Raw genomic sequence first — 12,220 nt, forward strand, 5'->3', positions numbered from 1 at the left:
GATCGAAGGTTGCTAATAGATCTGTCGGTAAAACCTTCAAAGTAATGGTTAAAGAAAATCTGACAATCTTATGAAAATTCCATCATTTCCATTTTTGGCAGGCTCTGCTTAATAGCAACAGAGTTCTAGTATGTGCATGGCAAAGAGAGTCACAATAATGCTTGATGATGAATTAGATAAGAAAATAAGATCAATTCAAGCAAAACAGATTATACAATCTGCAACATCAGTGAGTTTCTCTAGTTCATTAAATGAGATATTGCGTAGAGGTCTAAAAAATTCATAATCAAATTTTTAAAATATGTTAATCATTAGTTGACATCAATTACAACACATCTGATTTATCTATCTAAAATTATCAAAGTACATGAAAGCAAAATTTGCAACATCTTGTGTCTCTTGTGGTGATAAGATTCAACCCGGAAAAGAGATCTCTAAAAACCAAGATGAAAAATGGGTTCACAAACATTGTGCTGAGGATTCTGAAGGCTTACCCTAGAAATTAATATGACTCTGTTCAATTAATTTTGAATTTATTTTTGGTATCAATTAACCCTCTGGAACTATTCTTGTGGACATTTCGTAGAAACGAAAAAGACACTGTAAATCTCTACAATGCTTTATCACCTGTAATGCAACTTGCAACTGGTGGCTCTATGCTGAATTTTGGATGTTGGTCATCAGGCCACTCTGATCCTATATCTGCTCAGGAAAACCTATGCATGGTTTTTGCAGATCTTGCTGAATTGTCTTCTGCAAAACATGTAGTTGACGTCGGCAGTGGATTATCTGCCCCCTCTCATCTTTGGCAACAAAAATTTCCCAATATTTCCTTGTATGATGTAAACATCAACTATTCTCAACTGTCTTTTGGAAAAAAACAAAAAATTGAGTTTCTAAATTCCTCTTCTACAAAACTCCCATTTGCAAACAATTCTGTGGATCGTGTCTTGGCATTGGAATCAGCACAACATTTCAAACCACTTTCTGATTTTATCTCTGAATCAAAAAGAGTACTGGCAAATTCTGGATTACTTGTACTTGCTATTCCTATAACTCTTGGGGCTTCTTCTTTCAAAGATTTGGGCATGTTGAAATTCACTTGGTCTTCTGAACACTATTCTTTAGATGATGTAAAAAACACAATCCAATCCTCTGGCTTTGAAATTAAACATGAGCGACTAATTGGAACTTCTGTATATGATCCTCTTGCAGATTATTATGTGGAAAATAGGGATCACCTCAAAAAATCTATTTTAGAAAAATATCCAAACTATGTTGAAAACATATTGTACAAATCGATCATTAAAATGAAAACTGCATCTGAAAAAGGAATTATTGATTATGCCCTTCTAAAATGCACTCCAAAAAACTATACATGATTCTTCTCTCAAGCGTGTATACTATGGATTGAATATATTCATCTTTGACACATATTGACTAAGTTTTTATTTTTGATATCTTAAATTGTATTATCATGGCAAATTCTGAAGGTGCTTTGAATCTGTATGCTGAAAAATGCAAAAAATTACTAGAAGAATCTGAAATTAGATTTGCTGGAATTGTTGATAAAGATGGTCAATTGATTTCAGGTGGGTTCAAAGAAGGACTCACTCCTTATGAAGGAGATGAAACTAGACTGCAATCCTTTTTGGATTTTGTCTCAAAGGCATCTATCAGAAAAGAATATGATGAAAGTTTAGGTCCTATCAACTATTTGGCTGCAAGAAGAGACAAGGCAGTTCTTGTTAGTTTTCCATTTCCTATAACTCAAATTCTCTTACTGATTTCTGCAGAACCTACTGCAAACATTGAAAATTTGGCTAAAAAAGTAGTTGAAATTTTTACTGATGTTAGCAAAAAAATGACCGGAACCTAGAAAAATCATATAATCTCCTTAATTAAAAAATCCTCCAGAACCCTTTGAACAAATAGTTTTAATTCTGTTTATGTTTTAGATTTTTTGAATTGAAAGCAACATTTGGTGCAGGATGCTTTTGGCATGTTGAAGATTTACTTGGTAAAACAAAGGGAGTAAAATCTACTCAAGTCGGTTACATTGGTGGTAATCTCCCAGACCCTACTTATGAAGAAGTATGTACTGATAGAACAGGACATGCTGAAGCAGTAGAAGTAGAATATGATCCTAATGAAATTTCATATGAAGAACTATTGGATGTTTTTTGGAATAATCATAATCCTACAACACTAAATCGTCAAGGTCCTGATGTTGGAATACAATATCGCTCTGCAATTTTTTATCATGATGACAAACAAAAAGAGATTGCAGAAAAATCAAAGACACATCTAGATTCTTCTGGAAAGTATGACAATCCAATTGTAACTGAAATAACTCCTGCCCCTACATTTTACAAGGCAGAAGAGTATCACCAAAAATATTTCAAAAAGAATGGATTCTAAATCACTTTACAACTAGAACTGGAATCTTTGCAGTATGTATGACATAATTTGATACACTTCCAAAGAATAATTCTTTAGCAGAACTTCTTCCACGTGAACCAATAACTATCATGTCAAATTTCCCTTTACCTTGTGCGAGTTTGATAATATTGTATCCGATATCTCCTCGCATTAGTTTCTCTTTGAATACTATGCCGTTTTTTGCAGCCAAAACCTTGGACTCTTCCATGATTTTTTTCACCTCTCTGTTTAGGGATTTTTCAACTGATCCAATACCTCTGAATTCTGAGTGTGGTGGTGCGTGAATTGAGAACACGCCTGTAATAGTTGCCCCACATTGTCTGGCAAGCGTAATTGCTGTCTCTAAACCTCTTTGAGAGTTTTTAGAACCATCTAAAGGAACTAGTATTTTTGAGATTTTTTTCTTTATCACACATTAACCATAATTTTGGGACTAAAAAACATACTTGAAGTTAGTTGCCAATTTTTCTCAAAAAATCATGAATTTCAATGATCGCAAAATTAACTAAAACTTATCTACCGATGATAGTTGAAGCAAAATTAGTGAATGAAAAATTTCTCCAAATTGATGGTCATAAAATTCGCTATTTGGAATCTGGGGATTCTGAAAAAACTCTAGTATTGATTCATGGATTGGGGGCTTCTGCTGAAAGATGGGAACAGGTAATGCCTATTTTTGCAGAAAAATTTCATGTGGTAATACCTGATCTAATTGGATTTGGATATAGTGATAAACCTCTTGCAGATTATACTATGGACTTTTTTTCAGACTTTCTTGAGAAATTCATGCAAACTGCAAACATTGAATCTCCTTACCTAATTGGCTCTTCTTTGGGCGGTCAGATTTCTGCTGAGTACACTGCTTCTCATCAAAACGATGTTGACAAACTCATTTTAGTATCTCCATCAGGAGTGATGAAACAGTCTACTCCTGCACTTGATGCATACATAATGGCTGCACTATACCCTAACGAACAAAATGCAAAGAATGCATTTGAAATGATGGAAGGTTCTGGTGAAAGTGTTGATCCAATAATTGTTTCTAGATTTATTGAAAGAATGCAATTGCCTAATGCAAAACTTGCATTCATGTCTACTATACTTGGTTTGAAAAATGCTGAAGTTATTACAAAAAAACTACCTTCTATCTTAACTCAGACAATGCTGATTTGGGGCAGTGATGATCCTGTGATTCCAATTCACCATGCTGATGATTTTATCTCATCTCTAAAGGACTGTCGTTTTGTTCGTATGGATGGATGTGGTCATACTCCTTATGTGCAGGATCCTGCGGCTTTCTCTGAGAAGGTATTGGATTTCTTAGGTGCCTCTTAGGTGCACTTAAATACCTGTTAACTCCAACAGTTACCAATGGCTGGTAACGAAAACCAATATGATCCAACTACTATGTTCAAAGATTGGATCCAAAAAAGTGGACGTGCTCAAGCAGAGTTTATGAAAAATTTTGGTGCTTTGATGACCAATCAAACTAGCAAAACATTCAATCCACTAGATACACTCAAAGAAGTTTCAGATAACACTAGACAAGCTCAATCAACCATGATGGAGAACATGTCTTCTATGCAAAACAAAAGCATGGATACAATGTTTAGCATTGGACAAATGCTTCCATCTTTTATGAATTGGGGTGCATACAAAACTACCATTAGTAGTAACGGTAGAATTTCAATCCCAGAGGCAGAACGTAATGCCCTTGGATTAGGCGAAGGTGACTTGGTTCAAGTCATCGTCCTTCCAATAGCAAAAAAATCAAAAGCTAGGGAGGTGAAAAATTGAGTAAGAACGAACAGACACAATCAAATCCAAAAGATCTATTTTCTGTATATCAACAAAACGTAGATAAATTCTTCAACGGTATTAGAACATCAGTACCACAGTATCATCAAGCAATTACAAACGTACAACAGGAATTCATACAAGCTTATGAGAACATTGCAGATTCAACCCTAACACTACAAAAAGAATTTGCAAAGAAAGCAGGTATTGCAGCAAACATTCCTGAAGCTACAATCAAAGTAATGCAAGATACAACAGAAGAAGTCGTAAAGGCTACATCAATTCAGAACCAAGTAACCCTTGCAACTATTGATGCAACACAACAAAACATCAAAACCTTTAACGACAACGCAAAATCATTTGCTGAGTTAAATAGAAACATTCTACAATCTTGGATTTCTGCATTCACCACAAAGAACAACTAGTGGCGAATCCAATTTTTTAATTTTTTCTTTTTCATTTTTATGATCTTTCAGCTAACCATTGTCCTAGCTCAGGTAAAACCTTCTTTTGAGATAGTGAACTGGCAATCATGCCTACGTGCCCTGTAGGATACATTCTCAATGTTTTGTCTTCACTACCTACTGCATAGTGAAGAGGCATACTACACTCTGGTGAAACTAAATGGTCACCTACTGCAACTTGCGTAAATATTGGCATGTCTATCTTTTTCAAATCTACTAGTTGGCCTTCTACGTGCATCTTATTTTGAATGAGTAAATTTTCTTGATAGATGTCTTTGATCCACTGTTTGAATAACTCTCCTGGAATTGGTGGTGTATCTCCTAACCATTTTTCAACTCTGAGGAAACTATCTACGAATTTTTTGTTTTCAATATTTTTGAAAAAGTTGACGTATTTCTCAATTCCTTGCTCAAATGGTTTGAGCACTGAAAAAGCATAATACATGAATTCTGGAGGCATGTTTCCAATAATTTCCACCATTTTATCCACATCCATGTGCTTTGCTAGATTACTAATCACTGTAGTATCTCTCCAGCCATCAATTACAGGTGCAGTTGCTATGTAATTTTTGACGTTTTCAGGATGCAATGAGGCATATGTTGTAGCAATTGTTGCTCCTGTACAATATCCTTGTAATGAAATTTTTTCAGTAGCTGTTTCATTTTTGATATATTCTACATATGCATCAAGATATCCATTTACATAATCATCAAAATCAAGATACTTGTCCATACTAGTTGGTGTTCCCCAATCAAGCATGTAGATATCGAATCCTTGTTGTAGCAGATTTCTCACCCAACTCTTTTCTGGATGTATGTCTAGAATATGAAATCTGTTAATTAATGCATATGAAATTAACAATGGTGTCTTGTGTTGTTTTTCTGTGATTGGTTTATAGTGTAACAGACGTGTTTTGTCCATTTGTTGTACTATGTCATGTGGTGTAACCTCTAAACTAATTTCATCTGGAGCAGAAACTAATTTTGGGGCTTCAATTACGTTTTTACTAAATTTTAACATCTCTTCAATAATTTTTGGATCAATTTTTGACTCACTTTGCATTTTTTTTCATCTCCTTTTTCTTTAACTCTAATTCTAGTTTTGCAACTCTTTTTTTCAACGAGTGTATCTCTTTGTATACTTCATCAATCTCTTCTTTACTTGGAAGGTTAACTGATTGTAATATGACATTTGTAATGTTGTTCCAATGCTTTGTTAATTCTAATTCTTTTGAAACTAGTTTTCCATAATTTTCTCCGAACTTCCCTGAGTCAAATAATTCTGTAAAATCATTATCAAAAATATCAATCCAAATTCTTTTGACTGCCTCCATTTGTTCAATGTCTTGAGGAATTTCTGGTGCTTTTAGATTGACTTTTTTCTGTGCATCTGTCCAGGTATCTGCAAGTTGTTTGTAATATTCTGTCAAATGTTTGTTAAATTCCATTAAATCTTCATTAATCTCAATTAATTCAGTTGATATTTTCTTAGAGTTGGCAGCAAATGCTCTCATTGGACCTATTGATGCTAATGCTTGTGGTTTGCTTGACATCAAATGTACAATATCTGTCCAGAACAGTGAAAGATGTTTGTAATAATCAGTAATGTCTTTAGTTGATTCTGATTGCATAGACACCTATTGAAACAGATCGCAATAAATAGTTCGCTTGTGTAAATAGACAAATGGATAACGTCGAAGAACTTGAAAAACTCTGCCAAAAGATAACAAAACTGGATCCTAAGATGCGTTCTGCTAGGCTCATTAACAGTAGAGGTCACCTTATGGCCGGTGGAATGAAGGAGGGATTACTTTCACTTGAGGCTCAAAAACAAGATGAGATGATGTTTATGGAATTAGCATTGCGTGTGCGAATGAGACATGAATTTGATAAAGAGTTTGGTGTGGTTCACTTTTCAATGTCTTATCGTGACAAGGTAATCGTCATGAGTTTTCCTTTATCTGGCGATGATGTGTTGTTGGTTTCTTGTGAAAAAGATACTGATTTTGGAAAAATACCCTTTAAGATTCTCAAATTGATTGAACCGCTAAAAAATTCTCCTACAAAGACATTCTAAACATAACAACTTAATTCAACTCTTTGTGGTTTTTCAGTATTGTCTCAAGACGTTGATTGGTTTGAAATTGAATCCCTTGTAAAAAAACTTTCAAATAAAATCTCAAAATTGCCTAGAACTTTTTCAAGTATTACTACTATTAGCAGAGGTGGATTAATTCCTGCACGTTTGGTTGCAGATCAATTGGAAATCAAAAAAATTTTTGTTGATAAAAGGAAAATATCTTCTAATTCTTTGTTTGTTGATGACATATTTGATAGTGGTGATACATTTAATGAAATAATCAAACGAGTTGATGTTCCTTCAAAATTTGTCTTTGCAACATTATTTGCAAGACATGGAAAAAAATATCCTAAACAATTACTGTATGGCAAAAAGACAACCAATAATGCATATGTTGTATTTCCCTGGGATAAACTAGAGTTTGAACGTTCTCAGAAATAATTTTTAATCGTTAATCATTTTTCTTAATCCTGCACATCTGTTTCTAATTGTAACTTCAGTTACTCCAGATGCTATGGATATGTCTTTTTGAGATTTTACTTCTCCTGTACTAATACATGCAAGATAAAGTGCAGCAGCAGCTATTCCCATTGGGTCTTTTCCTGCAACTACTCCCATTTTCTTTGCCTCATTAAGAATTGCAATTGCTTTACGTTTGCTTTTCTCACTAAGTTCTGCAATACTTGCAATTCTTGAAACCCCTTTTACAGGATCAACTACTGGCATTTTTAGTTCTAATTCTCTGAAAATTAATCTATAACATCTTGCAACATCTTTTCTTCTAATGTTGATTCCTTTTGCAACATCATCTAATGTTCTTGGGGTTTCTGTATTTCTACAAGATGCATAAAGACATGCTGCAACTAATCCTTGTATTGAACGTCCTCTGACTAGTTTTTTCTCCATTGCTTTTCTGTAAATGTAAGCAGCTTTTTCAATGACTGCATCAGTTAATGCTAGTTTATCTTTTAGTTTGTCCATTTCATTGAGTGCTTGTCTTAGGTTTCTGTCTGCTGAAGAATGTGCTTGACTTCTACTGTCCCAAGTTCTTAATCTTTCAATTGAGCTTTTAACACTTGCAGATAGTGGTTTTCCTGTTGAATCTTTGTTAGCTGCACCAATTACTGTTGATAATCCCATGTCGTGCATTGTAAGTGATGTTCCAGCACCCGTTCTTGCCTTGTTTCCTTCATCATTTGAGAAAGAACGCCATTCGGCACCAGTGTCTGCAATCTTATCTGATACTACAAATCCGCATTTTCCACAAAATAATTCTCCTGTATTTTCATCAGTGATCATTTTCTTATCACCACAGGCTGGACATTTTGATCCTGTGACCATTTGATTTCTAAGCATAATTACTTGGATTTTCACTATTGCCTTATTATCCATTTTACATAATTTCTACCGGTTATTTGTGTGTAGGTTAAGCTAACTGTAATTTTTTCAAAATATTTTGAAAATTAACTCAGCAAACAATATGCGTATGATGGATTAAATGATGGATACATTATACTTGTTCTATCCTCTACATGTTTCAAGCCTATAGAATGACCCAACTCATGTGTCATGATCGTTTCTACACTATTCACATCATACAATTGGAAACTTCCATCGCAATTGAAATCACCTAATGCTACTTCGACAATTCCTTTTCCAAGATGTGCATGTCCTAAAACTCCTTCTCCAAGACTTCTAACCACCCATGTTACCCAAACGTTTGCTTCATGTTTCAAATTTGTCACTTCAAATTTTATTTTTAATTTTTGATTATTTACTGTTAATTCTTGTTGTTCCCAAAATGCAAATGAATCATTTAATGTACTAACATGGTCTAATGGTAATCCTGAAGGTTGCTCATTAATGTAAACTTTGTAGTATACAATGTATGTGTCATCAATGATTTCATATGTGGGATCTGGGAATTTACTAGATGCTTTCTTTGCCTCTTCTTCAAAATTCCATTTTACATAGTCTCTTAGGAATTTTTTAATTACGTCTTGACTAGGATTTGGAAATTCTATGTAACGTTTCTCTTTTGATATGTTGTTTGAAATATCTCTTAGATATCTTTCAAACAAATAAAATTCATGATCTAACTCTTCTTGTGTTTTTTGTGTCGTTTCTTCAACTTTGATTATGATCAAGCCCTTTTCTATCATGTACTGTATTCCTTGGACAAAGGCATCATCATCGATTTCGCCATCTGCCCACCACCCTGCATTACTCTTTATCCATTCTGGAATTTTTCCTTCAGAAACACTTTGAGTCTCAACTGGCGGAATCTCAATAATTTTATTATTAATCATAAAAATCAGTGCTGAAACAAACTCTGCATCATCGATACTATTTGTTGACCACCATTTTGCTATTGGTTTTACCCAGTCAGGAATGGATGCTACTGACTGTCCATCTAGTCCTTCAGGCTTTTCTGTAGGTATGTATGGATATTTCGTTATCACATTATTGATAAATTGCATGTAGTTTTGTATGACTATGCTATTTGGCTTCTCTTTGAGAGCTTTTTCAAAATATGATGTTGCCTCTTGATATTCTCCTAAATATCCTAATCCCACACCCATTCCAGCTAATGATATGACATCATTTGGTCTGTGTTGTAAAACTGTAAAGAATTGTTCTAGTGATTTTTTATGTTCTCCTTGATTACTTTGAGCAATCCCCTTCATTTTTAGTGTGGAGATATTATTTGGTGCAATCTCTAGTATTTCATCATAAATTGATATTGCTTGTTTGTACTCTCCATTATGGAATAATTCTGTTGCTTGATTAAACATCACTTCTGGCTCTTGATTTATTTGAGCAAACGAAACTCCTGTAAGACTTTGCGTAACAAGTATGGTAATTGCTAAAAGACAAGAAATTTTTTTAAAATAACTTAACATGATTAGTGATTATTTTGTGGTTTATTTCTATTTTCTACTAATTTGTACGTATGTCGTATCTATTACTTTTCTAATCTTAGAAAATCTTTAATTTATTCGGAATATGTCTTTTGATATTGGAAAAAGTTGGAGTCGGTAACATCATTTATGATCTGCGCAAAAAAATACAACAGGCAGAAGCAGATTTGGCACAATTAGGTGAGCCTGTATCTGATATCCCTGAATTAGTTGAGACTGCAAATCTCATACGCTCTAATGAATATCTTCAAAAAACAAATCTCAAACAAACTGAACTTCTTACTATATATCAAAAATATTCTGATATCTTAGAAGAATTGCTTTCTACAGTGTTTGAGATACAAAATGATCTTAAAGAAATTGTAAAGGCGCAATCATCCTTGATTTCAAAACCAAAACGAACTGTTGCTAAACGAAAATCTACTGCAAAACGAAAAACAAAAACTTCAAAAAAATAACTATTTTGTTAGGTGGATGATATCTCCTGCTATCACTCTGCTTGTATTCTTGTTGTTAGATACAACAAGTGCCCCGTCATCATCGATTTTGACTGCTTTTCCCTTAACTTCGCCGTCAATTGTGTTTAGTTTTACATTTTTTCCAATTGTTGATGATCTTTTTGTCCATTCTGAAATGATTTTTTTTGTTTGTTTTGTATCTAGCAATTTGTAAATTTTTTCTAATTCTACTAAAAATGATTGGACCAATTCAACTGGTCTGATTTTTGTTTTTCTCTCATTAAGTGATGCAACTCCGTAAAAGTTTGGGGTTCCTTTGAGATTTTTTTCAATTTGTTTTACATCTACATCAAAGTTAATTCCTACACCCAACACTAGACTTTCAATTTTGTTTGATTCTAATGACACATCAACTAACATTCCTGCTAGTTTTTTGCCTTTGATTGTAATGTCATTTGGCCATTTTAGTTCTGGAGAAATTTTGAATATCTTTTCTAGTGCAATTGACAGTGCTAATACTGATGCAATTGGAAACAATGTTGTTATTGATATGTCAAATTTTGGATGTAAAATAACAGAAAACCATATTCCTCCTTTTGGAGAAACCCATTTCCTTCCAGATCTTCCTCTCCCACCAGTTTGTTTTTCTGCTACTATTATTGCACCACTATTTTCTGGTTCTACTGCCATCTTTAATGCCTGATTTTGTGTAGAATCTATTGAATCAAAGTAAAATGCCTGTTGCCCAATTGTTTTTGTTTTCAAGCCTAAAGTGATTTCCCAAGGAAGTAATGCATCAGAATTTTTTATTAATTTGTATCCTAACTTTTGTTTTGATTCTACTGTATATCCTAACTCTTGAATTTTTTTGATATGTTTCCATACTGCAACTCTACTAATTTTTAATACATCACTCAAATCTTGTCCAGAAAGATATTCTGTATTGTGAGTTTGTAAAAATGTGAGAACCTTGACTAGTCCTGGATTGTCAAACGAATTGTAAATCAATTGTAGTTTGTTTTTGTTTCAAGTATAAAATTTACACTAGAAACCAATGTCGATGTCAAAACCGCCATCATCCATGCCTCCACCGTCCATGCCACCATCATCCATACTGCCATCAGCACCATCGGGCATGCTTTCAGCTGGGACATAATCTCCCATACTGGCCCCAATCATACTAAACATCATACTAAACATCATGATGTCCATGACGCCAAAAAACATCATCATTGGAAAAAATGATCTATTGTCATCCATGAATCCTTGAAGCTTTTTCTTATCTCCACTTTGATACAATGCTTGCATTTGGCCCCATTTTTCTTTAATTTCATGTAATCTTTGGTCTAATTCGTTTGAACCTTTTTCTGTGACCTTTAACTCGATTTTTTTACCTAACCATCCTTTCTTTTCTTCTACTGTTATGAATCCCCTTTCTTCTAACTTTTCTAAAATTTCATTAAGCTCTTCAGGTTTGATTTGAGTTGATCTTTGAATTTTATCAAATTTTCTCTCTCCTCGTCTGATTGCTCCTAAAACAATGACATCTTTTGCTTCTTCTTCCATATGCATTGTTTTTGTTTCCCACTAAAAAATTCTTTGTGTAATTTTTCAAAAATTATATTCATGATAATTGTAGATTTGTTGTGGAGCAAGACGATCATACTGACAAACAGATTCAAGACATTTTGTCTATGAAAAAAGTAGCCGTTATTGGAATGTCAAAAAACCCTTCAAAGGCTGCTCACTACGTGCCTAGATATCTCTCTGAAAATGGATTTGACATCACCCCTGTGAATCCATCTGCTGATGAAATTTTAGGAAAAAAATGCTATGATTCTGTATCTGAAATTGATGAAGACGTTGACATTGTAGATGTCTTTAGGCCCTCTGATGAAGTATTGCCATTTGTTCAAGAAGCAATTAAGAAAAAACCCAAAGTTATCTGGCTTCAAGAAGGAATTCACAATGCTGAAGCTGAAGAACTAGCTAGAAATGCAGGAATCACTGTTGTCTTTAACAGATGTATGTTAGCTGAACATCAGAGGCTATGTTGAT

General features: G+C 33.9%; 19 protein-coding genes. 12 read left to right on the top strand and 7 right to left on the bottom strand.

Going from position 1 to position 12,220, the window contains the following annotated elements; all coding sequences use genetic code 11:
- Positions 1–136 precede the first annotated feature (136 nt).
- From ACQY22_RS07260 to msrA, 5 genes are all read left to right on the top strand, one after another.
- Positions 137–286 (top strand): hypothetical protein, encoded by a 150-nt coding sequence (locus ACQY22_RS07260; RefSeq protein WP_428324029.1) that lies wholly within the window; start codon positions 137–139, stop codon positions 284–286.
- Positions 287–367: 81 nt separating this feature from the next.
- A complete protein-coding gene (locus tag ACQY22_RS07265; RefSeq protein WP_428324030.1) occupies positions 368–499 on the top strand; it encodes a hypothetical protein in 132 nt (43 codons plus the stop codon).
- 58 nt (positions 500–557) lie between these two features.
- Positions 558–1,382, top strand: coding sequence for a class I SAM-dependent methyltransferase (locus tag ACQY22_RS07270; RefSeq protein WP_428325538.1), 825 nt, complete (start codon positions 558–560; stop codon positions 1,380–1,382).
- Positions 1,383–1,477: 95 nt separating this feature from the next.
- Positions 1,478–1,879, top strand: coding sequence for a DUF6659 family protein (locus ACQY22_RS07275; protein ID WP_428324031.1), 402 nt, complete (start codon positions 1,478–1,480; stop codon positions 1,877–1,879).
- An 89-nt stretch (positions 1,880–1,968) separates the two neighbouring features.
- The gene (gene msrA, locus ACQY22_RS07280) at positions 1,969–2,421 is read left to right on the top strand and encodes a peptide-methionine (S)-S-oxide reductase MsrA (protein WP_428324032.1); all 453 of its coding nucleotides are present in this window, start codon (positions 1,969–1,971) and stop codon (positions 2,419–2,421) included.
- A 1-nt stretch (position 2,422) separates the two neighbouring features.
- Here msrA and ACQY22_RS07285 read toward each other — a convergent pair whose 3' ends face one another.
- The gene (locus tag ACQY22_RS07285) at positions 2,423–2,854 is read right to left on the bottom strand and encodes a universal stress protein (protein WP_428324033.1); all 432 of its coding nucleotides are present in this window, start codon (positions 2,852–2,854) and stop codon (positions 2,423–2,425) included.
- A 77-nt stretch (positions 2,855–2,931) separates the two neighbouring features.
- On the opposite strand from ACQY22_RS07285, the gene ACQY22_RS07290 reads away from it, so the two are divergent.
- The 3 genes from ACQY22_RS07290 to ACQY22_RS07300 are packed head-to-tail and all read left to right on the top strand — an operon-like array spanning position 2,932 to position 4,664.
- The gene (locus ACQY22_RS07290) at positions 2,932–3,777 is read left to right on the top strand and encodes an alpha/beta fold hydrolase (RefSeq protein ID WP_428324034.1); all 846 of its coding nucleotides are present in this window, start codon (positions 2,932–2,934) and stop codon (positions 3,775–3,777) included.
- 36 nt (positions 3,778–3,813) lie between these two features.
- Entirely contained in the window at positions 3,814–4,239 is a 426-nt protein-coding gene (locus ACQY22_RS07295; RefSeq protein WP_428324035.1) for an AbrB/MazE/SpoVT family DNA-binding domain-containing protein, read from the top strand.
- Positions 4,236–4,664, top strand: a complete 429-nt coding sequence (locus ACQY22_RS07300; RefSeq protein ID WP_048069448.1) for a hypothetical protein — start codon at positions 4,236–4,238, stop codon at positions 4,662–4,664. The genes ACQY22_RS07295 and ACQY22_RS07300 overlap by 4 nt, the downstream gene beginning before the upstream one ends.
- Before the next feature lie 37 nt (positions 4,665–4,701).
- On the opposite strand, the gene phaC is transcribed toward ACQY22_RS07300, so the two are convergent.
- Entirely contained in the window at positions 4,702–5,766 is a 1,065-nt protein-coding gene (gene phaC, locus ACQY22_RS07305) for a class III poly(R)-hydroxyalkanoic acid synthase subunit PhaC (RefSeq protein ID WP_428324036.1), read from the bottom strand.
- Positions 5,756–6,334, bottom strand: a complete 579-nt coding sequence (locus ACQY22_RS07310) for a poly(R)-hydroxyalkanoic acid synthase subunit PhaE (RefSeq protein WP_428324037.1) — start codon at positions 6,332–6,334, stop codon at positions 5,756–5,758. The genes phaC and ACQY22_RS07310 overlap by 11 nt, the downstream gene beginning before the upstream one ends.
- A 53-nt stretch (positions 6,335–6,387) precedes the next feature.
- Between ACQY22_RS07310 and ACQY22_RS07315 the strand changes: the two genes are divergently transcribed.
- Positions 6,388–6,780 (top strand): DUF6659 family protein, encoded by a 393-nt coding sequence (locus tag ACQY22_RS07315; RefSeq protein WP_428324038.1) that lies wholly within the window; start codon positions 6,388–6,390, stop codon positions 6,778–6,780.
- A gap of 39 nt (positions 6,781–6,819) precedes the next feature.
- Positions 6,820–7,224: a phosphoribosyltransferase gene (locus tag ACQY22_RS07320; RefSeq protein WP_428324039.1), complete on the top strand. Its 405-nt coding sequence runs from the start codon at positions 6,820–6,822 to the stop codon at positions 7,222–7,224.
- 3 nt (positions 7,225–7,227) lie between these two features.
- Here ACQY22_RS07320 and ACQY22_RS07325 read toward each other — a convergent pair whose 3' ends face one another.
- The gene (locus tag ACQY22_RS07325) at positions 7,228–8,139 is read right to left on the bottom strand and encodes a transcription initiation factor IIB (protein WP_148680318.1); all 912 of its coding nucleotides are present in this window, start codon (positions 8,137–8,139) and stop codon (positions 7,228–7,230) included.
- A gap of 107 nt (positions 8,140–8,246) precedes the next feature.
- Positions 8,247–9,686 carry a M57 family metalloprotease gene (locus tag ACQY22_RS07330; protein WP_428324040.1) on the bottom strand — a complete coding sequence of 480 codons (1,440 nt, stop codon included), beginning with the start codon at positions 9,684–9,686 and terminating at the stop codon, positions 8,247–8,249.
- Positions 9,687–9,802: 116 nt separating this feature from the next.
- On the opposite strand from ACQY22_RS07330, the gene ACQY22_RS07335 reads away from it, so the two are divergent.
- The gene (locus tag ACQY22_RS07335; protein ID WP_428324041.1) at positions 9,803–10,162 is read left to right on the top strand and encodes a hypothetical protein; all 360 of its coding nucleotides are present in this window, start codon (positions 9,803–9,805) and stop codon (positions 10,160–10,162) included.
- On the opposite strand, the gene ACQY22_RS07340 is transcribed toward ACQY22_RS07335, so the two are convergent.
- Positions 10,163–11,170: a biotin--[acetyl-CoA-carboxylase] ligase gene (locus ACQY22_RS07340; protein WP_428324042.1), complete on the bottom strand. Its 1,008-nt coding sequence runs from the start codon at positions 11,168–11,170 to the stop codon at positions 10,163–10,165.
- A 36-nt stretch (positions 11,171–11,206) separates the two neighbouring features.
- Entirely contained in the window at positions 11,207–11,728 is a 522-nt protein-coding gene (locus tag ACQY22_RS07345; protein ID WP_428324043.1) for a hypothetical protein, read from the bottom strand.
- Positions 11,729–11,808: 80 nt separating this feature from the next.
- Here ACQY22_RS07345 and ACQY22_RS07350 point away from each other — a divergent pair, with 80 nt between their 5' ends.
- Complete coding sequence (locus ACQY22_RS07350) at positions 11,809–12,219, top strand: CoA-binding protein (RefSeq protein ID WP_428324044.1); 411 nt, start codon at positions 11,809–11,811, stop codon at positions 12,217–12,219.
- Position 12,220: the final 1 nt, after the last annotated feature.

The organism is Candidatus Nitrosopumilus sp., from assembly GCF_965263415.1.
Lineage (GTDB): Archaea > Thermoproteota > Nitrososphaeria > Nitrososphaerales > Nitrosopumilaceae > Nitrosopumilus.